We start from the raw sequence: 19244 nt of genomic DNA, 5'->3' as shown, positions 1-19244 counted from the left end.
GACACGCTCCTTCAGAGAGTCTTTCTGAGGCGGTGCTGACACTTCCGTGCGGGCGACCAGATTTGGATCATCCACGGTTAACAACCTCCAGAGGACCGGCTGTCTTCGTTGACCTCCCTGGCGGGTTCGCGACCGTGGGCGTGACACGGTCGCGGACGGGCCATCTCCCTTACAAACTCGCGTTGCCGCTAGCCCAGCAGCCCGGCGGCCCTTGCCCACCGGTACTTGGCGCCCAGTACTGCGACAGGTTTCTCCGTTGTGTACGGATACGCAACCACTCCGTTCCGGTACAGGTACTCGCTGGCCTCCTCCACCTGGACGTCGCCGGCGAGCGAGGCGACGACGGGCTTGTGGATGCCGTTCGCCCGGTACTCCTCCACGACGTCGACCACGAGCTTCGCGAACACCATCGGTGGCGTGACGATGGTGTGCCAGTAGCCCAGGATCAGCGAGTGGATGCGGTCGTCCGCGAGGCCGAGCGCGATCGTGTTCCGGTACGTCGAGGGCGGTTCGCCGCCGGTGATGTCGACGGGGTTGCCCGCCGCGCCGAACGGCGGGATGAACTTCCGGAACGCCGCGTCCAGATCGTCCGGAATGCTCATGAGCGACAACCCGTTGTCCACACAGGCGTCCGAGAGCAGCACACCCGAGCCGCCCGCGCCGGTGATGATGACGACGTTCTCGCCCTTCGGCGTGGCGAGCAGCGGGATGCCCCGCGCGTACTCCAGCAGGTCGTTGAGGCCGGGTGCGCGGATCACGCCGCTCTGCCTGAGGATGTCGTCGTAGACCCGGTCGTTGCCGGCCAGCGCGCCGGTGTGCGAGCTGGCCGCCTTGGCGCCCTGATCGGTTCGTCCCGCCTTGAGCACCACGACCGGTTTCTTCTGCGACACGCGCTTCGCCGTCTCCGCGAAGGAACGGCCGTCCTTGAGGTCTTCCAGGTGCATCGCGACGAGCTGGGTGTTCGGGTCGGACTCGAAGAACGTCAGCAGGTCGTCCTCGTCGATGTCGGCCTTGTTGCCCACGCCGACGATCGCGGAGACGCCCATGCCCGCGGAGCGGCTGAAGCCCAGGATCGCCATGCCGATTCCGCCGCTCTGCGACGAGAGCGCGACTCCGCCCTTGACGTCGTACGGCGTGCAGAACGTCGCCGAGAGGTTCTCCGGCGTGTAGTAGTAACCGTAGATGTTCGGCCCGAGGATGCGGACGCCGTGCTTGCGCGCGATCGCCACGATCTCGTTCTGCAGCTCGACGTTGCCGGTCTCGCCGAAGCCGGACGGGATCATGATCGCGCCGGCGACGCCCTTCTTGCCGACCTCCTCCAGGGCGGCGGGCACGAACTTGGCCGGGATGGCGAACACCGCCACGTCGACGTCTCCCGGCACGTCGGCGATGCTCGCGAACGCCTTGCGGTCGAGGATTTCGTCGGCTTTGGGGTTGATCGGGTGGATCTCGCCCTGGAACCCTCCGTTGACGAGGTTCTTCATCACCGAGTTGCCGATCTTGCCCTCTTCGTTCGAGGCACCGATCACGGCGACGGCGGCGGGCTTCATGATGCGGTTCATCGCGGTCAGGATCTCGTCCTGCGTGAACCGCTGCGGTTCGGCGGCGGCGTTCTCGTCGACCAGGATCCGCACGTCGACCGCGGTGGCACCACTCGGAGTGGCCAGCACCGGGTTGAGGTCGACCTCGGCCAGCTGCGGGAAGTCGGTGACCAGATCCGACACCCGGTGGATCAGGTCGGCGAGTTTCGCGGCGTCAACCCCTTGCGCGCCACGGACCCCGCGCAGGATCTCCGCGGCCGCGATGCCGTTGACCATGGAGAGCGCCTCGGACGTGCTCGTCGGTGCCAGCCGGAACGTGACGTCCTTGAGCACCTCGACCAGCACACCGCCGAGGCCGAACGCGACGATCTTGCCGAACGTCTCGTCCGTCACCGCGCCCACGATCACCTCGTGAACGTCGTTGCCGGTCGGCAGCTGCTGCTGGACCTGGACGCCGGTGATCTCCGCGTTCGCCTTGTAGTTGCGGGCGTTGTGGATGATCGTGCGGTAGCCCTCGGCGACCTCGCTGGAGTTCTTCAGCCCCACGAGGACGCCACCGGCCTCGGTCTTGTGCAGGATGTCCGGTGAGACGATCTTGAGCACGACCGGGTAGCCGATCTCCTCGGCGAACGCGACGGCGCCCTCCGACGACTTCGCCAGCGCCTCGGCCGGGGTCGCGATCCCGTAGGCGTCGCAGACCCGCTTGCCCTCCGGTGCGGTGAGCGACGACCGTCCCTCCGCCCGCACCTTCGCGAGTACGTTCTCGACCGCGGCGCGGTCGTAGCCGTTGTCCGGCATGAGGATTCGTCTCCCTAAAGGTTCAGATGACGCCGGCGGTGCGGAGTTCGGCCAGTCGCTCGCTGCTGTAGCCCAGTGCGCCGAGCACCTCCTCGTTGTGCTCACCGAGCAACGGCGAGCGGTGCACCTCGACCGGCGAGTCGGAGAGCTTGAGCGGGCAGCCGACCGTCTTGAACGTGCCGCGCTCGGGGTGCTCGACGGAGACGACGGTCTCCAGCTCGGCGAGCGTCTCGTCCTCGATGATCTCCTTTGTGGACAGAATGGGTCCGCACGGGATGTTGTGGGCGTTGAGCATGTCCATCACCTCCCACTTGGTGTGCTTCTCCGTCCACTCCTCGATCAGCGCGAACGCCTTGTCCAGCTTGGAGAGCCGGACCTCCGGCGTGGCCCACGCGGGGTCGTCGGCGAGCTCCGGCCTGCCGATCAGCTCGGTCAGCGGCCTCCACCCGACCGGCTGGATGATCACGTAGATGTAGTCGTTGGGGCCGCCGGGGGCACAGCGCACCGCCCAGCCGGGCTGGCCACCACCGGATGCGTTGCCGGAGCGGGGAACCTCGTCACCGAACTGCTCGTTCGGGTACTCCCCCAGCGGCCCGTGGGCGAGTCGCTGCTGATCGCGCAGCTTCACCCGGCACAGGTTGAGCACCGCGTCCTGCATCGCCACCTGCACGCGCTGCCCTCGCCCGGTGTTCGTCCGTTGGTAGAGAGCGGCCAGAATCGCGGCCACCAGGTGGATCCCGGTGCCCGAGTCGCCGATCTGCGCGCCGGTGGCGAGCGGCGGCCCGTTCTCGAACCCGGTGGTGCTCATCGAGCCGCCCATGGCCTGCGCGATCACCTCGTACGCCTTGAAGTCGGCGTAACGGCCGGGGCCGAAGCCCTTGATGGACGCGTAGATGAGCCTGGAGTTGAGCTCGTGCAGCTTCTCCCACGGGTAGCCGAACCGCTCGACGACGCCGGGACCGAAGTTCTCGACGAGGATGTCGACCTCGCCGACGAGCTTCTCGAAGATCTCCTTGCCCTCTGGGGCCTTCATGTTGAGGGTGATGCTCCGCTTGTTGCAGTTGAGCATCGTGAAGTAGAGACTGTCCACATCGGGCAGATCGCGCAGCTGACCGCGGGTGATGTCGCCGCGGCCCGGCGTCTCCAGCTTGATGACGTCCGCGCCCAGCCAGGCGAGCAGCTGGGTCGACGACGGTCCGGACTGCACGTGCGTCATGTCGAGGACTTTGACGCCCTCCAGGGCCTTGGTCATCCCACTCACCTACTTGTACATCGTCTGGTTCATGGTTCCCGGCGCGTACACGTCCGGGTCGATCCACACGTTGATCAGCGAGGGCTTGCCGGACTCGCGGGCGCGCCGCAACGCCGGTCCGATGTCCTTGGGATCGCGCACCTCCTCGCCGTAGCCGCCGAGCATCTTGGCGAACTGGTCGTACTTGACGTCGCCGAGCGTGTTGCCGACGCGCTCCCGCTCGAGGCCGTACTTGGCGGCCTGGCCGTAGCGGATCTGGTTCATGGACGAGTTGTTGCCGACGATGCCGACGAACGGCAGGTCGTAGCGGACGAGCGTCTCGAAGTCCCAGCCGGTGAGGCTGAACGCGCCGTCACCGAAGAGCGCCACGACCTCCTTGTCGGGCCTGGCGAGCTTCGCGGCGAGCACGAACGGGATGCCGACGCCGAGCGTCCCGAGTGGACCGGGGTCCATCCAGTGGCCGGGCGACTTGGGCTGCACGACCTGGCCGGAGAACGTGACGACGTCGCCGCCGTCGCCGATGTAGATGGAGTCCTCGGTGAGGAAGTCGTTGATCTCGCTCACCAGCCGGTACGGGTGGATCGGCACGTCCTCGGAACGCAGGTGCTCCAGGCGCTTCTGCCGGGCCTTCTCCTCGACCGCCTGCAGTTCCTCCAGCCACACCTTGCGGCCCATCGCGCCGTTGTCCTCCCGGCCGGAGGCGGCCTGCGAGACCGCCGACAGCACCAGGTCCGCGTCACCGACGATGCCGAGGTCGACGTCGCGGTTCTTGCCGACGGTGCGGTAGTCGAGGTCGATCTGGACGACCGTCGCGTTCGCGGAAAGCCTGCGGCCGTAGCCCATCCGGAAGTCGAACGGGGTGCCGACGATCACGATCACGTCGGCGTTGTCGAAGGCGTACCGGCGCGACAGCTGGAAGTGGTGCGGGTCGCCGGGAGGCAGGGTGCCGCGGCCAGCGCCGTTCATGTAGGCGGGGATGTTCAACGTCCGCACGAGCTCGATCGCGGAGTCCGTGGCGCGCGTCGTCCACACCTGGCTGCCCAGCAGGATCGCCGGCTTCTTCGCGTGCACCAGCAGGTCCGCGAGCCTCTCGACGTCCGCCGGGTCACCGAGGCTGCGCGTGGACGCGCGGTAGTGGCCAGCCTGCGGGATGCGGGCCGAGCTGAGGGGAACCTTGGCGTCGAGGACGTCGCGCGGGATCTCCAGGAACGACGGGCCCGGCGCGCCGGCGTTCGCCTCGCGGAACGCCATCGACACCATGTCGGCGATGCGCGCGGTGTGCGGGACGTTCGCGGCGAACTTGGTGATCGGCGTCATCATGTCGACGTGCGGCAGGTCCTGCAGCGAGCCCATCTTGTGCTGGCTCAGCGCACCCTGGCCGCCGATCAGCAGCATCGGGCTCTCCGCGCGGAAGGCGTTGGCGACGCCCGTGACGGCGTCGGTGGTGCCGGGCCCTGCCGTCACCACGGCGCAGCCGGGCTTGCCGGTGATGCGCGCATAGCCGTCGGCCGCGTGCGCCGCGACCTGTTCGTGTCGTACGTCGACGACGGCGATGCCCTCGTCCACGCAGCCGTCGTAGATGTCGATGATGTGGCCGCCGCACAGCGTGAAGATCGTGTCGACGCCCTCAGCCTTGAGCGCCTTGGCGACCAGATGGCCGCCTGAAATCGACCCGGAATCGGGCCCGGAATCCGGCCCGGATTCCGGCACAGCCTCCGCGGAACTCGTCATCGGCGATCAGCTCCCCTTGGCGCTCGACTGTAGATTGCATACCGTATGAGGTAGGCATATCGTTACTCCGCTACCAACCGGATGTCCATAGATGGCCGCAAGTTTTCGGCGAGAGGACGCAGACGGTGGATCTTTTCGAACACGAGGCCCGGGACCTCTTCGAGCGGTACGGGGTGCCCGTTCCGCGCGGTTTCGTGGCGGACACTCCTGAATCCGCGCGCGAGGCCGCAGCGAAGCTCGGCGGCACCGTCGTCGTGAAGGCTCAGGTGAAGACCGGCGGACGTGGCAAGGCGGGCGGCATCAAGCTCGCCACGTCTCCCGAGGAAGCCGCTGCTGCCGCCTCCGTCATCCTCGGGATGGACATCAAGGGTCACACCGTGCACAAGGTGCTGGTGACCGAGGCGAGCGAGATCGCAGAGGAGTACTACCTGTCGTTTCTTCTCGATCGTGCCAACAGGACGTTCATCGCGATGGCGTCGGCCACCGGCGGCATGGAGATCGAGGAGATGGCGGACACGATCACTCGAATGCCAGCTTCGTCCTTCGACGCAGCTGCGGTGTTTTCACCTTCGGTGGCCGACGAAGTGAATGCCGTCGCTTCCGCTTTGTGGAAGGTCTTCGTTTCCGAGGACGCCACTCTCGTCGAAGTGAACCCGTTGGCGCTCACCAAATCCGGCAGGATCGTCGCGCTGGACGGCAAGGTGACGCTCGACGACAACGCCGCGTTCCGGCACTCCCGCACCGATTCAGGCGCGCAGGGTGACCCGCTGGAGGTGCGGGCGGCCGAGAAGGGCCTCAACTACGTCAAGCTCGACGGCACGGTCGGTGTCATCGGCAACGGCGCAGGCCTCGTCATGTCCACATTGGACGTCGTGGCGCTGGCCGGTGCGCAGCCCGCGAACTTCCTCGACATCGGCGGCGGCGCCTCGGCCCAGGTCATGGCCGACGGTCTCGACGTCGTCCTGTCCGACCCGTCGGTGCGCAGCGTGTTCGTGAACGTGTTCGGCGGCATCACCGCGTGCGACGCGGTGGCCGGCGGAATCGTGCAGGCACTGGGCCTGCTCGGCGACCGCGCCGACAAGCCGCTGGTGGTGCGGCTCGACGGCAACAACGCGGAGGCGGGCCACCGCATCCTCGACCAAGCACGACACCCGCTGATCACGGTGGCGCACACGATGGACGACGCGGCCGGCCGTGCCGCCGCGCTCGCCGGCGCCGGTGAGGAGTCCTGATGGCGATCTTCCTCGACGAGCACAGCCGCGTGGTCGTGCAGGGCATGACCGGGTCGGAGGGCTCCAAGCACACCCGCCGCATGCTCGCGGCCGGCACGCAGGTCGTCGGCGGCGTCAACGCGCGCAAGGCCGGCACGTCCGTGGACTTCGACGACGTCTCGTTGCCGGTCTTCGGCACGGTCGCCGAGGCGATGGAGCAAACCGGCGCGAACGTGTCCGTGCTCTTCGTCCCGCCCGCGTTCACGAAGGACGCCGTGATCGAGGCGGTCGACGCCGGGATCGGGCTCGCCGTGGTGATCACCGAGGGCGTCCCGGTCCACGACACGGCCCGGTTCTGGGCGCACGCGCAGGGCAAGCGGACGCGGATCATCGGGCCGAACTGTCCCGGCATCATCAGTCCCGGCAAGTCGAACGCGGGCATCATCCCCGCCGACATCACCAAGCCCGGCTCGATCGGGCTGGTGTCGAAGTCGGGAACCCTGACCTACCAGCTGATGCACGAGCTCAAGGACTTCGGCTTCACCACCTGCGTCGGCATCGGCGGCGACCCGATCGTCGGCACCACGCACATCGACGCGATCGCGGCGTTCGAGGCCGATCCGGAGACCGAGCTGATCGTGATGATCGGCGAGATCGGCGGCGACGCGGAGGAACGGGCAGCGGAGTTCGTGCGGGACAACGTGTCCAAGCCCGTGGTCGGCTACGTCGCCGGCTTCACCGCGCCCGAGGGCAGGACGATGGGCCACGCGGGCGCCATCGTCTCCGGGTCCTCGGGCACGGCGGAGGCCAAGAAGCAGGCCATGGAGGCGGTGGGGATCAAGGTCGGCAGGACGCCGTCCGAAACCGCCGCCCTGGCCAGGAGCATCCTGACCAGCTAACCGCAGATCGCCTTGTCCGCCACGTCGATGGCGGACGGCGACGTGCCGGGCGCGTTCGTGTTGGTGACCACGGACGCGAACCGGCCGTCGTCGGTGACCAGCGTCAACGAGTAGTGACCGGTGGTCAGGGCACCGTTGTGACCCCAGGCCACACCACAGCTCAACGGCACCTGGGCCAGGGCGAGCCCGTAGGAGTTGAACGTCCGGCGCATCTCCGCGAGCGCGGCCGGCGACACGACCCGCCCGCCGAGCAACGCGCGGTAGAACCGCTGGATGTCGTCCAAAGTGGACGACATCGCGCCGGCGGTGCTCCAGAACGACAGCTCGATCGCGGTGGTCATCTCGGTCCAGAAGAAGAACGGGCCGAGGCGGCCGCCGACGTAGCCGTTCAGGAACGGGCTCTTCAGCGCGCGGTTGCCCGCCGCGGGGAACTCGGTCTCGGTCAGGCCCAGCGACCGGATGATCCGTTCGGTGATCACCTCGCCGGCCGGCTTGCCGGTGATCTTCTCGATCAGCAGGCCGATCACCAGGTAGCCGACGTTCGAGTAGTTCAGCGCGGCGCCGGGTGCGGACTGCGCGGGCTCGTCCATCGCCGAGCGGACCAGCTCGGCGAGCGTGAACGTGCCGTCCGGGTTCGCCCGCGCGTCGCGGACGTCCCGCACCAGGCCGCTGGTGTGCTGCAGCAGCTGGCGGACGGTGATCACGTCGCCGTTGTAGTTGCCCGTGACGACGCCCGGCAGGTACCGGGAGATCGGCGCGTCCAGCTCGACCCTGCCCTCGTCGACGAGCTGCAGGACCACCGAGGCGGTGAACGTCTTGGTCTGGCTGCCGATCCGGAAGTGGTCGGCCGCGGTGATCGGCCGCTGTTCGTTGATCTTCCCGGTGCCCGCGGTGCGAGTTCCGGAAGCCGAGTGCACGGCGGCACCCGGCCCTGCCTGCGCCTGGTACCGGTCGAGCACCGTCTGCACCGCGTCGTCGGCCCTCGCCGGGGCGGCGCCGACGAGCATGATCGCGCAGACGATCGTGACGAGACGCTTCACGCCGTCGCCCCCTTGGCGGTCGGCAGCTTCGCGGTGCCGGAACCTGTGCCCTGGGCCTGCTCACCGATCACCGACAGGGCCTGTTTCACGACCTTCAGCACGGCCTGCGCACCCTCGACCAGCTTGATCAGGTTCTCGCCGCTGGCCAGCAGCTCACCGAGCTTGGCCGCGATCTGCACTCCGCAGTCGACGGCGATCTGCACGCACTGCGGGATCGCGACGGCGATGCTCTGCCCGAACGTCGCCGGTGCCGCCGCGATCGCCTCCGTCATGATCGGCACGATCTTGCCGATCGCCTCGGTGATCAGCCGGGTGACCTCGGCGACGACCTGCGCGACGACCTGACCCGCCTTGATCAACGCGGTCGCGCTGCCGAGCGCGGTCTCGGCGACCGACAGCACGCCGTCGACGAGCTGCTTGCCGGTCTTGGCGTAGTCGGTCGCGCTCTGTCCCGACCAGCCGTCGGTCTCGCTCTTCGCCTTGTCCTGGTAGTCCTGGGCCAGCGAGGTGGCCGACCTGCTCGCCTTCTCGAACTCGCCGGCGCCCTGCTGGACGCCGTCCGGGTCGCCCTTGAGCTGGTTCAGCGGCTCTTCCAGGAACGAGATCATCGGCGTCAGGAAGCCGACGCCCGCGCTGTCGAGCGCCTGCAACGGTTTCCCGTTCGACCCGAGCTCGCTGATGTCGGCCTTCGGCGCCGCGGCCAGGTCCGACGAGAGCCACTCGTCACCGGCGATGGCCTTCGTGGTGGTGCGGAGTTCGCTCAGCAGAGCGGCGATCGTGCCCGCGTCCGTCGCTGTCGTCATCGGGCGGCTCCCACGACCGTCGCGGCGTTGTCGTCGTCAGTGCGCTGGTACAGGTCCGCGGTCTGCCGCATGCCCTCGCCGACTTTGTCCATTGTGGACGCGATATGGGCGAACGCGTTCAGGGTCTCCCCCATCGCACTGCCCAGACCGGACGTGAGGAACCCGGCGAACGAGCCCAGCGACTCCTGGCCGAGCCCGCCGGGCAGCTGCGTTCCGGTCGCGGAGAGCTGGTCGGCGTACCCGGCGAGCGTGGCCGCGTGCTTGCGCAGCTGCTCGTGGTCGACGGTGAACGTCATCGGACGGCCTCCGGCAGATGTGAGGTGATCTGGTGCAGCGCATCGCTTTCACCGAGGTAGTTGGCCATCACCTCGGCCATGCGCGCGCTCGCCAGCCGTTGCGCCTCCCGTGCGGTGGAGACGATCAGCGTCGCGAGCGTGTCGACGTCGAGCTTGCGCGCCGCCGGCGTCAGGGCGACGTCGCCGAGCACACCGCCCGCGTTGACGGTCACCGTCACCTCACCGCGCGGCGAGGTCGCGCTCGCCCCGACCTCGGCCAGGCTCGCGCTCGCCGACCGCGCGCTGTACGCCACCCGTTCCAGGCGTTCCTGGTAGTCGGCCAGCCACTGTGCTGGATCCACTTCTTCCCCCTCTTCTAGGCTCGCGCCATCGCGGCGAGCTCACCGATCACGCGCACCACGTCGTGGTGCCGCATGGGATTCACACTCACCCAGCCGTCGTCGCCGACGTCCACCCTGACCCTGCCGCCCGGACTGTCCAACCAGGACACTTCCCGCCGCTGCCCGCCGAGGACGACCCCGGCCTGGCCCTGTCCGGTGACCTCGAGGTCGAGCCCGGCGCCTGGCGGCAGGGTGATCGGCATCAGCTGGGCGGGCCGCAGTTCGGGGACCAACGCCACGAGCTCGTCGCCCAGCGTCTCCGCCTCGACGTGCGTCACGCGGACCGTGCTGCCGGACTGCGTGCACACGACCGCGTCGGCGCCGTAGACCATCGCGACGGCACCCGTTCCCGGCACGACGAGGTCCACGACGGCGGTGTGTTCGCGCAACGCGGTGACGAGCTCGGCGGCCATGCCCGTCGGTCCGTGCGGCTCGGCCAGTCCGCGCGCCTGCAGCCCGTGGCCCGCCTCGGCGAGCAGCGCGGCCCGTTCGTCGGCGAGTTTGCCGAACGACGGCACCCGCAGCGGGAACGGCCAGCGCACCCCGGCGTGGGTGGCGAGCAGGTCCATCTCCACCAGGTCGAACGCGATCATCGTCCCGCCTTGCGCGCCTGCTCGGCGTCCGTCTCGGTGTAGGTGCTCCTGATCTCGGCGAGCATCCGCTGGAACTCGCGCACCTCGCGTTCGGCAGCGCCCACCTCACCCGCGAGGCCCGAGCCCGCGGCCTTGAGCCGGCGCGCCAGGTCCTGGGCGGGCGGGGCGGTGCCGAGCAACGGCTGCCGCTCGGCGAGCCTGCTCGCCGTCGCCACCAGGTCGCCGGTCAGCTCGGCCAGCCTGGTGAGCGTCCTGATCCGGTCCTGCAACGCCTCCGGCGCGACCTCGTACCCGGTCACGACTCCTCCCCGATCACCGCGGGCGACACCCGGTCGTCCACCACGAACAGGCCGTGGTCGAGCGTGGGCATCTGGTTCTCGTGCGGCTGGTCCTCGTCCTTGCGCGCGCCACCGGCCGGTGGTGCGGCCATCGCGTTGTTCTGGCCGCTCGTCCGGGTGTCCGCGGTGAGCGCGCCCGTCGCGGCGGCTCCGACTGGCTGTCCGAACATCACCCCAGCCCGCATGCCGGGGCTGACCTGCTGGTTCACCGGAGTGGCGCCGATCACCGGGCCTCTCGCCGACACCGCGGAACCACCGACGAGCCGTTGCCACGGGACACCGCCTGAGCTGGGCGTTCTCACCGGCTGCGGCACGGCACGCGGTGGCGGTGGGGCGGCCTGCGGGATGTTGCCGCGGGCGTCGTCGATGAGGCGGCCGCTGCCGTTCAGGCTGGACTCGTAGGTCTGCATCGCGCGGACGGCCTGCGCCTTCTGCGTGTCGGCGTCGACGGCGCCGAAGTAGAAGTAGAAGCCGGAAGTGGCTCCCGCGGGCATGGTCGGAGCGCTCGGCAACGCCATCGGCGCCGGTGCGCTCGGCAACGTGAACGGCATCGACGGAACCGTCGGCAGCCCCGCGAACGCGGGCATCGTCGCCGCGTCCGGTGGCGGTGGCATGGCCGCCCTCGCCGCAGCCAGCGCGTCGGCCGAGTCCTGCGCGGCCTTCTGCCCGGCGGCGGCCAGCTCGCTGATCTTCTCGATCCGCTCGGCCAGCGCGGTGAGCCGGGCCGCGGCCTCCTCCGCCGCTGTCCCCTGCCACCCGTCGAGCAGCGCGGTCCGTTGTTCCCTCAGCACCTCGGCGTGCGTGTCCAGCGCGGCGCGGTGCCGCGTCCACTCGTCGGCGACCTTGCTCACGTCGGCGACGTCGGCGTCCTGCCACAGCATCCGGTGGAGCTCTTCGTGGCTGTACGCCTCCCAGTTGATCTCGCTCGGCGGCGGCGACTCGTTGCCTGACACCCCTGCGTTCCCTCCCTCGGTCCGGCATGGCAAACGATCACAGCCGGGCCAAACGAAGGACAGGCCAGACGACCGGCCACTTATGGCCGGTCGGTCTGATCAGCGCAAACGCGCGAAGTGTTCCTGCAACCGCGCGTGCCGGAACTGGTAGACGGCACCCGCCCGCCGCAGGACGCCACGCCGGTAGGCGTCGTCGAGGAACTCCGGCAACCGCCACGGCAACCGTCCGGTCAACGGCAACCACACCCGCGCGAAGACCACCCACTGCCCCCACGCGGTCAGGCTCAGCACGTAGGCCAGCCCACCGCCGACACCGGTGACGAGCCCGAGCGTCAGCGCTCCTGCCGGAGTCCACAGCACCGGCCACCGCACCGCTCTGAGCCCGCCCACGGCGACCGCGGTGGCCGCCACGACGAACAGCCCGAACACCGGCACCACCACCGCGACCAGGCCGAGCACGTGGCGCCGGTTCGCGTCGATCACGTCGCCGGGACTGCCCGCCGACCGAACGTCCAGCGGCGCCTCCATCGCGGCGACCAGCCCGAACGCGAGCGCGGCGCCGAGCCCGAACACCGGGACGTACACACCGGCGTCCACCAGCAGGTCCGCCGCGCTCCTCAGACCGGGCGAGAACAACAGGAACGCCAGGCTCTGCACCAGCGAGAACGCGCCGCCGACCGCCCCGCCGAACCCGAGCCCGAGCAGGCCGCGCGACCACACCCGCTTCCCGAGGCGGCCACGCAGCCGCAGCCGCGTCCGCACAGGTCCGAGCGGCGCGGTGCGCGCCACGTACCGATGCACCACGCCGAAGACCACACCGGCGACCAGGCCGATCAGTGCCGCGAACACCAGCCCTCTGGTGGTCAGCGCACCGAACACCACGGCCTCGATCAGCAGGTCCGCCAGCCCGACCGCGATCCCCACCGCCGCCCCGGTCACCTTCGCCGAGGTGCCGAACTGCCACCACGCCACGTCGTGCGTGCCCAGCCGGGTCAGGTGGTCCGCCAGGTAACCGAGCCACGGCCGCACCCGCTCGGCCTCGGCCCCGTACACGGCGGGGACGAAGCTGCCGAGCAGGTGCCGTTCGATCTCGTCGGCGTCGTGGAACCGCAGCAGCTCGGCCGGATCGTGGTCAGGGGTGTCGCTGTAGATCCGCCTGGCGAGCGCCACCATCAGCGGCGTCGTCAGCACCTTCGCCAACGCCCCGCCGCCGCGCACCTCGTCGAGCACCGGCGTCCACACGTTCTTGCGCGTGGTCCGCGGCAGGTAGTCCGCCAGGTCGTCGCACGTCAGGTCGGCCAGCACGATGGCGGCCGCCGAGGTCAGCACGTCCGTGCCCTCGACCGCGTCGCGGTACTCGTCCACACGGCTCGTGAGCAGCAACGGCAGGGTGGTGGTGTTCAGCGCGTTGAGCGCCGGGCGGTGCAACCCGGCCGCGATCTCGTCGAACCCGTCCAGCACCGGCAGCACCCGTTGCGCGTCCACGAGAGCCGCGGCGACCGTTCCACCGCTGGGACCCGGCGCCCCGAGGAACGGATGATCGCGGATGAGCTGCTCGGCCATCCAGTCGCGCAGCCCGACCCGTTCCGGATGCCACGACCCGAGGCTGAAGATCACCGGCACCGGGTCGGTGACGTCCCGCGCCTTGAGCAGGTCGAGCACGAACCGCGTGGTCAGCACCGTCTTGCCGGATCCGGCGCGCCCGAGGACCACGAGCCGCCGCGACCCGACCTTCCGGTAGACCTCGACGACCTGGTCCAGCCGCCCGCGCAGGTCGGCCTCGCCGCCGATGTTGAGCCAGCTGTCCTGCAGCTCGACCGGCGCAGGGTCCCACCGCACGGGCAACGGCACCGGGTCGTGGATCTGCCGCTGCTCTTCCTCCCGCCGCCAGCGCGCCTCGACCGCGACCTTCAACGTCTCCGCGGCCTCGGCGAGCGGGTCGAAGCGCACCGGCTCGGCCTGGACCGGTTCGTCACGCCCGGCGGCGGCGAACAACTCGGCCCGCTCGGCCCCGGTCAGCTTCAGCGCATCCGCCAGCGACCGCACGGTGCCCATGCGCGGGTCGGTCCGTTCCCCGATCTCCAGCCCGCGCACCGTGCGAATTCCCACGCCGGCGAGCTGGGCGAGCGCTTCCTGGCTCAACCCCGCCCGCTGCCGCCACTGGCGCAACAACACGCCGAACTGGCTGCTCACGCCGCCCCCTCGATCCGGTGATCCACACCTTATCGAGACGCCAGAGTTCACGGCGCGGATCCCGCTGCTGGAGGAAGATCGGGAGTGTGCTGACCCAGTGGCTGCAGACCGTTCCACCGCTGCTCGTCTACGTCGTCGTGGGCCTGGTGGTCGGCATCGAGAGCGTCGGGATCCCGTTGCCCGGCGAGATCGTGCTGGTCACGGCCGCGCTCATGGCCTCACACCACGACGGCGTCTCGCCGGTCCTCGTCGGCGTCTGCGCGTCGGCCGGCGCGATCATCGGCGACAGCACCGGGTACGCGCTGGGCAAGCGGTTCGGGCCGCGCCTGTTCGGGTGGGCGGGCGAGAGGTTCCCCCGCCACTTCGGCGAGGACAGGATCGGCCGCGCGCAGGCGCTGTTCGACCGCTACGGCGCCTGGGCGGTGTTCTTCGGCCGGTTCGTGGCGTTGCTGCGGATCCTCTCCGGTCCGCTCGCCGCCACGATGGGCATGCACTACGGGAAGTTCCTGCTGGCCAACGCGGCTGGCGGCATCGCGTGGGCCGGCGGCACGACGGCGGCGGTCTACTTCGTGGGCGAGGCGGCCGAGCACTACCTCGCCGAGTTCTCCTGGATCGCGCTGCTCGTCGTCGTGCTGGCGGTGATCGGATTCAGCGTCCGAGCCCGGCTCCGCCGTTCACCCCGATGACCTGGGCGGTGATGTGCCCGGCCTCGGGTGAGGTCAGGAACGCGACAGCGGCGGCGACGTCCGCCGGGGTGCCCGCGCGGCCGTTCGCCGGGTTCCCGACGAGTTTCCTGCGCCGCTCCTCGCTGAGGGTGCCGCCGAAGAACTCGGTGTCCTCGGTGACGCCCGGCGAGACCACGTTGACCGTGATCCCCCTCGCTCCCACGGCGAACGCGAGGTCCGCCGTCCACGCCTCGACGGCCGCCTTGGCCGCGCCGTAGGCACCCGAGCCGCGCCGTGCGGCGATCGACCCGAGCGTCACCACGCGGGCGTTGTCGGCGAGGCGCGGTTCCAGGGCCGTCGTCACCAGCACGGCGCTGATCACGTTGGACTCGTAGTTGGCGAACCAGAGGTTCTTCACATCCGCCAGGTTCTGCGGCGCGGGCAGGCGCCTGGTCATGTTGCCGCCCGCGTTGTTCACCAGGACGTCCACAGAGGACGGCAGGTCGACGAGCGCCGCCTCGACCGCGTCCGGGTCGGCCGCGTCGAACACCACCGCCCGCGCGCCGATCTCCTCGGCCGCCGCCTTCAGGACGTCCTCCCGCCGTCCCGTGATCACCACGTCCAGGCCCTGCTCCACGAGCCGGGCCGCCACCGCCTTGCCGATGCCCGTGCCGCCGCCGGTCACCACTGCTGTTCGCGTCATGCGATCTTTGATAACAGCCGAATACATGCAGGTCGATCGGCTTGTTGGCCCATCGGGGTTCACGTCTGTGACTAGGCTGCTCACACCTACCGAACTGGGGAGCAACGATGCCAACTCACACTCTGGAAACCGACGGAGCAGCCGTCGTCTACGACGTGCACGGCGAAGGTGGCCGCCCGTTGATGATGATCGGCCAGCCCATGGACGCGAGCGGCTTCAGCGCCCTGGTCGCCCAGTTCCCGGACCGCACGGTCATCACCTACGACCCGCGCGGCCTCGGTCGCAGCACGCGGTCGGACGGCAGCACCGAGAACAGGCCCGAGATCCAGGCCGCGGACGTGCACGCCGTGATCCAGGCGGTCGGCGGCCCGGTCGACCTGTTCGCGTCCAGCGGCGGCGCGGTCACGGCGCTCGAGCTCGTCGCGACCTACCCGGACGACGTGGTCACGCTCGTCGCGCACGAGCCGCCGATCATCGACGTGCTGCCCGACGCCGATGCCGCCCGCCGTGCCCGCGACGGGTTCATGGAGGCCTACCAGGCCAAGGGCTGGGGCGCGGGCATGGCCGCGTTCATGCAGATGAGCTCGTGGCAGGGCGAGTACACCGACGAGTACTTCGCGCTGCCCGCACCGGATCCGGCACAGTTCGGCATGCCCGCGGAGGACGACGGCAAGCGCGACGACCCGTTGCTGGGCACCGCCTCGGTGGCGATCACCGACTACCAGCCGAAGGTCGACGCGCTGAAGGCCGCGCCCACCCGTGTCGTGATCGCCGTCGGCGAGGAGACGGGCAACGCGTTCACCGCGCGCACGGCCGTCCACACCGCTCGGTTGCTCGGCCAGGAGGCCGTCGTCTTCCCCAGCCACCACGGCGGGTTCATGGGCGGCGAGTTCGGCTACGCGGGCAAGCCGGAGGAGTTCGGCGTCAGGCTGCGCGAGGTGCTCGGCTGAGGATCACGGCGGTCGACCGCTTCTCCGCGCTCAGCGCAGGAAGGCCTCGATCACCTCGGCCACGCGCAGCCCGCTGTCGAAGTTCGCCAGGTCGCGCGGGTGCTCACCCCGCACGGCCTGCGCGAACAGCGTGAGCCGTGAGTAGTCGGACCCGGTCTGCGTCAACGGCGCCGGCTCCCACGCTCCTCCGTCCGAAGTGGACAGGTCGGCCCACTGGTCGAGGCGCAGCGACCGTTCGGTGCCCCACACGGTCCACTCGTAGATCTCCGGTCCCGCAAGTCCGGAGAACGCCGACACGTGCACCGGCACACCGCTGCCGCGCAGCAGGCCGCGTGCCGCCACCTCGGCGGCACCGGCCTCGGGGAAGTCCGCCGACACCCACTCGACGGTGAGCGGCCCGAGCAGCCGGTCGGTGAGGTAGACGAAGTGCGACAACACCTCGCGGACGAACCCGCCCTGCTCAGCGCGCGCGAGCCAGGCCGCCTCCGCCTGGAACGCCCGCGGCCAGCGCGGGAACTGCAGCCTGATCTCCACGCCCCGCAGCGCGCCCAGCTCCAGCAGCTGCCGTTCGATCTCCAGCGTCGCCACCATGTCCGACAGCGCGAAGTTCACCGCGTTCGGCCGTCCCCTGGCGGCGTCGGCCATCGCCCGCGCCTCGCCGAGGTCGACGGCGAGGGGCTTCTCGCAGAACACCGCCTTGCCCGCGGCGAACGCTTCGAGCACCAGCTCGGCGTGCGACGCGGGCGGCGTGGAGACGTACACCGCGTCCACATCGGACAGCACGTCGGCCAGCGACGTGACGACGGGGACGTCGAGCGTGCGGGGTGCGACGTCGACGCCCGCGACGACGGTGTAGTCGGGATGCGACCGCGCCGCCGTCAGCATCCGGGTGCCCATGGCGCCCAGGCCGACGACGGCGAGGCGAATCGGATCAGCGATCATGCGCCTATTCTGCCGGTGCCCAGGCCCGCGACAGCTTCACCCGCGCGCCGGTCTGCAACAACGATCCGGTGTAGAGCCTGGACGCGACCAGCAGGATCACCACGACGGTCGTGGCCAGGAGACCGAGCGACACCAGCGCCTCCCACGGCTGCGCCTGCTGGGCGAACATCCGCACCGGCATCGCCACCGCCGCCGTGAACGGCACGAACGACATCACGGAGAGCACCGCGGCGTTCTCGTAGAAGAACTGCACCCCGAAGTACGGCCCCATCACCGCGAGCATCACCAGGCCCATCGTCGAGCCGAGGTCCTCCTGACGGCTGACCAGCGCGCCCGCCACCGCCCACATCGACGAGATCAGCACGAACCCGAGCATCAGGAACGGCACGAACCACCCCAGCGCGGGCACCACCACGGCGAGCAGCTCGGCCAGCCCGGCGACGCGCAGTGCGATCGGTGCGGCGAGCGCCAGCACCACGACCTGGCACAGCGTGAGGATCGTGTGCCCGAGGATCTTGCCGGCGAGCAGCGCCCGCACCGGCACCGTCGACACGAGGATCTCCACGATCCTGGTCTGCTTCTCGGTCACGGTGCTCTGCGCGATCGCCGCGCCGCCCATGCCGAACATCAGGAACACCAGCCCGAACACGATCACCGTGACGGACCGCTGGCCGGAGCTCACCGCCGAGGCGTCCAGCAGTTCGACGGGAGGCGAGGCGACGAGCTGCCGGATCACGTCGTTCGGCGGGTCGTTCAACGCGATGACCTTGATGCCGCTGCCGTCCGGCACGATCGCCGCCTCGACCTCGTCGGCCCTGACCAGGTCCGCGGCCGCCTGCACGTCCGCGACCTCGCGGACGTCGAGGTGCTTGCCCTGCACCACCTGCACGGCCGAGCCGACCGCAGCGACCTTCGGGTCGTCGTCGCCGAACACCGTCGGCAGCACGGTCAGCGCGAAGAGGCCGACGATCGTGGCGACGAACCCGATCCAGAACCCCTTGGTGCTGACGAAGGTCTTCATCTCGCGCTCGGCGACCAGCCAGGTCGCCTGGGCGAAGGAAGCACGGGCCATCTCAGATCACTTCCTTGAAGATCTCGTCGAGCGTGGGGACGACCGGCGTGAACGAGCAGACCTCACCGCGTTCCAGAGCCGCTTTGAGCACCTGCTGGGGCTCGGACTCGAACACCGCGCGCGGCCCGTCGAGCTCCACGAGCGTCGTGCCGGGCACGTCGCGGACCCAGCCCGCGTCCTCCGCGACGACGATCTCGTAGCGGTCTCCCGCGTGCGTCCTGCGCAGTTCCTCGCGCGACCCGTTCGCCGCGATCCGTCCCTTCGAGATGATCACGACGTCGTCGCAGAGCCGCTCCACGATCGCGAGCTGGTGGCTGGAGAACAGCACCGGCACGCCGTTCGCGGCCCGCTTGCGCAGCACGTCGAGCACGGTCTCGACGGCGATCGGGTCGAGGCCGGAGAACGGCTCGTCGAGGATCAGCACGTCCGGGTCGTGCACCAGCGCGGCCGCGATCTGCACGCGCTGCTGGTTGCCCAGCGACAGCTGCTCCAGCCGGTCGTTCGCGCGGTCGGTCAGCTCCAGGTCGTCGAGCAGCCGGTCGGTGTTGCGCTGCGCGACCTCCCGGTCGACGCCGTGCAACCGCCCGAGCCACGTGATCTGCTCGCGCACCTTCATCTTCGGGTACAGGCCGCGTTCTTCCGGCATGTACCCGAAGTGCGGCCGGTTCTGCGCGGTGACCGGCTTCCCCTGCCAGCTCACCGAACCCCCGTGCGCGGCGAGCACCCCCAGCACGATCCGCATCGTCGTCGTCTTGCCGGATCCGTTGGCACCCAGGAAGCCGGTCATCCGGCCGGGCTTCACGTCGAAGCTCACCTCGTCGAGGACGCGGTGGTCGCCGAAGCTCCGGCTGATCCCCCTCACAGTCAACATGCCAGGAAGGGTA

At 69.9% G+C, this 19244-nt stretch carries 19 protein-coding genes; 4 read left to right on the top strand and 15 right to left on the bottom strand.

Annotation, left to right across the window (positions count from 1 at the left end):
• Nucleotides 1–188 precede the first annotated feature (188 nt).
• The 3 genes from IEZ09_RS07835 to IEZ09_RS07825 are packed head-to-tail and all read right to left on the bottom strand — an operon-like array spanning nucleotide 189 to nucleotide 5322.
• Nucleotides 189–2339 (bottom strand): acetate--CoA ligase family protein, encoded by a 2151-nt coding sequence (locus tag IEZ09_RS07835; protein ID WP_189252913.1) that lies wholly within the window; start codon nucleotides 2337–2339, stop codon nucleotides 189–191.
• A gap of 22 nt (nucleotides 2340–2361) precedes the next feature.
• Nucleotides 2362–3591, bottom strand: coding sequence for a formyl-CoA transferase (frc, locus tag IEZ09_RS07830; protein ID WP_189252912.1), 1230 nt, complete (start codon nucleotides 3589–3591; stop codon nucleotides 2362–2364).
• A gap of 9 nt (nucleotides 3592–3600) precedes the next feature.
• Nucleotides 3601–5322, bottom strand: coding sequence for a thiamine pyrophosphate-binding protein (locus tag IEZ09_RS07825; protein WP_189252911.1), 1722 nt, complete (start codon nucleotides 5320–5322; stop codon nucleotides 3601–3603).
• A 125-nt stretch (nucleotides 5323–5447) separates the two neighbouring features.
• Here IEZ09_RS07825 and sucC point away from each other — a divergent pair, with 125 nt between their 5' ends.
• The gene (gene sucC, locus IEZ09_RS07820) at nucleotides 5448–6554 is read left to right on the top strand and encodes an ADP-forming succinate--CoA ligase subunit beta (RefSeq protein ID WP_189252910.1); all 1107 of its coding nucleotides are present in this window, start codon (nucleotides 5448–5450) and stop codon (nucleotides 6552–6554) included.
• A complete protein-coding gene (gene sucD / locus IEZ09_RS07815) occupies nucleotides 6554–7432 on the top strand; it encodes a succinate--CoA ligase subunit alpha (RefSeq protein WP_189252909.1) in 879 nt (292 codons plus the stop codon). The genes sucC and sucD overlap by 1 nt, the downstream gene beginning before the upstream one ends.
• Here sucD and IEZ09_RS07810 read toward each other — a convergent pair.
• The 8 genes from IEZ09_RS07810 to IEZ09_RS07775 form a co-directional block, all read right to left on the bottom strand.
• Nucleotides 7429–8472, bottom strand: a complete 1044-nt coding sequence (locus IEZ09_RS07810; protein WP_370467655.1) for a serine hydrolase domain-containing protein — start codon at nucleotides 8470–8472, stop codon at nucleotides 7429–7431. The genes sucD and IEZ09_RS07810 overlap by 4 nt on opposite strands.
• Nucleotides 8469–9275 (bottom strand): hypothetical protein, encoded by an 807-nt coding sequence (locus IEZ09_RS07805; RefSeq protein ID WP_189252908.1) that lies wholly within the window; start codon nucleotides 9273–9275, stop codon nucleotides 8469–8471. The genes IEZ09_RS07810 and IEZ09_RS07805 overlap by 4 nt, the downstream gene beginning before the upstream one ends.
• Nucleotides 9272–9571, bottom strand: a complete 300-nt coding sequence (locus tag IEZ09_RS07800; protein WP_189252907.1) for a type VII secretion target — start codon at nucleotides 9569–9571, stop codon at nucleotides 9272–9274. Before IEZ09_RS07800 ends, IEZ09_RS07805 begins: the two co-directional genes overlap by 4 nt.
• Nucleotides 9568–9912 carry a YbaB/EbfC family nucleoid-associated protein gene (locus IEZ09_RS07795; RefSeq protein WP_189252906.1) on the bottom strand — a complete coding sequence of 115 codons (345 nt, stop codon included), beginning with the start codon at nucleotides 9910–9912 and terminating at the stop codon, nucleotides 9568–9570. The genes IEZ09_RS07800 and IEZ09_RS07795 overlap by 4 nt, the downstream gene beginning before the upstream one ends.
• Nucleotides 9913–9926: 14 nt before the next feature.
• Nucleotides 9927–10544, bottom strand: a complete 618-nt coding sequence (locus tag IEZ09_RS07790; RefSeq protein WP_189252905.1) for an ESX secretion-associated protein EspG — start codon at nucleotides 10542–10544, stop codon at nucleotides 9927–9929.
• Nucleotides 10541–10843, bottom strand: a complete 303-nt coding sequence (locus tag IEZ09_RS07785) for a hypothetical protein (protein WP_189252904.1) — start codon at nucleotides 10841–10843, stop codon at nucleotides 10541–10543. Before IEZ09_RS07785 ends, IEZ09_RS07790 begins: the two co-directional genes overlap by 4 nt.
• Nucleotides 10840–11835 (bottom strand): hypothetical protein, encoded by a 996-nt coding sequence (locus IEZ09_RS07780; RefSeq protein WP_229812330.1) that lies wholly within the window; start codon nucleotides 11833–11835, stop codon nucleotides 10840–10842. Before IEZ09_RS07780 ends, IEZ09_RS07785 begins: the two co-directional genes overlap by 4 nt.
• 99 nt (nucleotides 11836–11934) lie before the next feature.
• Entirely contained in the window at nucleotides 11935–14028 is a 2094-nt protein-coding gene (locus tag IEZ09_RS07775; protein WP_189252902.1) for an XRE family transcriptional regulator, read from the bottom strand.
• A gap of 86 nt (nucleotides 14029–14114) precedes the next feature.
• Here IEZ09_RS07775 and IEZ09_RS07770 point away from each other — a divergent pair, with 86 nt between their 5' ends.
• Nucleotides 14115–14714 carry a DedA family protein gene (locus IEZ09_RS07770; RefSeq protein WP_189252901.1) on the top strand — a complete coding sequence of 200 codons (600 nt, stop codon included), beginning with the start codon at nucleotides 14115–14117 and terminating at the stop codon, nucleotides 14712–14714.
• On the opposite strand, the gene IEZ09_RS07765 is transcribed toward IEZ09_RS07770, so the two are convergent.
• Entirely contained in the window at nucleotides 14677–15396 is a 720-nt protein-coding gene (locus IEZ09_RS07765; RefSeq protein ID WP_189252900.1) for an SDR family NAD(P)-dependent oxidoreductase, read from the bottom strand. The genes IEZ09_RS07770 and IEZ09_RS07765 overlap by 38 nt on opposite strands.
• Before the next feature lie 107 nt (nucleotides 15397–15503).
• Here IEZ09_RS07765 and IEZ09_RS07760 point away from each other — a divergent pair, with 107 nt between their 5' ends.
• Entirely contained in the window at nucleotides 15504–16346 is an 843-nt protein-coding gene (locus tag IEZ09_RS07760) for an alpha/beta fold hydrolase (RefSeq protein WP_189252899.1), read from the top strand.
• Nucleotides 16347–16376: 30 nt separating this feature from the next.
• On the opposite strand, the gene IEZ09_RS07755 is transcribed toward IEZ09_RS07760, so the two are convergent.
• From IEZ09_RS07755 to IEZ09_RS07745, 3 genes are read right to left on the bottom strand one after another with little or no spacing between them, the layout of a single operon-like run.
• Entirely contained in the window at nucleotides 16377–17288 is a 912-nt protein-coding gene (locus tag IEZ09_RS07755; RefSeq protein WP_189252898.1) for a Gfo/Idh/MocA family protein, read from the bottom strand.
• Nucleotides 17289–17292: 4 nt separating this feature from the next.
• On the bottom strand, nucleotides 17293–18360 hold the full coding sequence (locus IEZ09_RS07750) for an ABC transporter permease (protein ID WP_189252897.1): 1068 nt from the start codon (nucleotides 18358–18360) through the stop codon (nucleotides 17293–17295).
• A gap of 1 nt (nucleotide 18361) precedes the next feature.
• The gene (locus IEZ09_RS07745) at nucleotides 18362–19231 is read right to left on the bottom strand and encodes an ABC transporter ATP-binding protein (RefSeq protein ID WP_189252896.1); all 870 of its coding nucleotides are present in this window, start codon (nucleotides 19229–19231) and stop codon (nucleotides 18362–18364) included.
• Nucleotides 19232–19244 lie beyond the last annotated feature (13 nt).

Origin of the sequence: Lentzea flava (genome assembly GCF_014648475.1) — a bacterium.
Taxonomy (GTDB): Bacteria; Actinomycetota; Actinomycetes; order Mycobacteriales; family Pseudonocardiaceae; genus Lentzea; species Lentzea flava.
This window is presented reverse-complemented; position numbering and strand designations above follow the sequence as displayed.

Excerpts from the sequence above, each read along its gene's own strand:
- IEZ09_RS07825 (WP_189252911.1), bottom strand. The coding sequence starts at position 5,322 with ATGACGAGTTCCGCGGAGGCTGTGCCGGAATCCGGGCCGGATTCCGGG.
- IEZ09_RS07835 (WP_189252913.1), bottom strand. The coding sequence starts at position 2,339 with ATGCCGGACAACGGCTACGACCGCGCCGCGGTCGAGAACGTACTCGCG.
- IEZ09_RS07760 (WP_189252899.1), top strand. The coding sequence starts at position 15,504 with ATGCCAACTCACACTCTGGAAACCGACGGAGCAGCCGTCGTCTACGAC.
- frc (WP_189252912.1), bottom strand. The coding sequence starts at position 3,591 with ATGACCAAGGCCCTGGAGGGCGTCAAAGTCCTCGACATGACGCACGTG.
- IEZ09_RS07790 (WP_189252905.1), bottom strand. The coding sequence starts at position 10,544 with ATGATCGCGTTCGACCTGGTGGAGATGGACCTGCTCGCCACCCACGCC.
- IEZ09_RS07765 (WP_189252900.1), bottom strand. The coding sequence starts at position 15,396 with ATGACGCGAACAGCAGTGGTGACCGGCGGCGGCACGGGCATCGGCAAG.
- sucD (WP_189252909.1), top strand. The coding sequence starts at position 6,554 with ATGGCGATCTTCCTCGACGAGCACAGCCGCGTGGTCGTGCAGGGCATG.
- IEZ09_RS07745 (WP_189252896.1), bottom strand. The coding sequence starts at position 19,231 with ATGTTGACTGTGAGGGGGATCAGCCGGAGCTTCGGCGACCACCGCGTC.
- IEZ09_RS07800 (WP_189252907.1), bottom strand. The coding sequence starts at position 9,571 with ATGACGTTCACCGTCGACCACGAGCAGCTGCGCAAGCACGCGGCCACG.
- IEZ09_RS07750 (WP_189252897.1), bottom strand. The coding sequence starts at position 18,360 with ATGGCCCGTGCTTCCTTCGCCCAGGCGACCTGGCTGGTCGCCGAGCGC.
- IEZ09_RS07755 (WP_189252898.1), bottom strand. The coding sequence starts at position 17,288 with ATGATCGCTGATCCGATTCGCCTCGCCGTCGTCGGCCTGGGCGCCATG.
- IEZ09_RS07805 (WP_189252908.1), bottom strand. The coding sequence starts at position 9,275 with ATGACGACAGCGACGGACGCGGGCACGATCGCCGCTCTGCTGAGCGAA.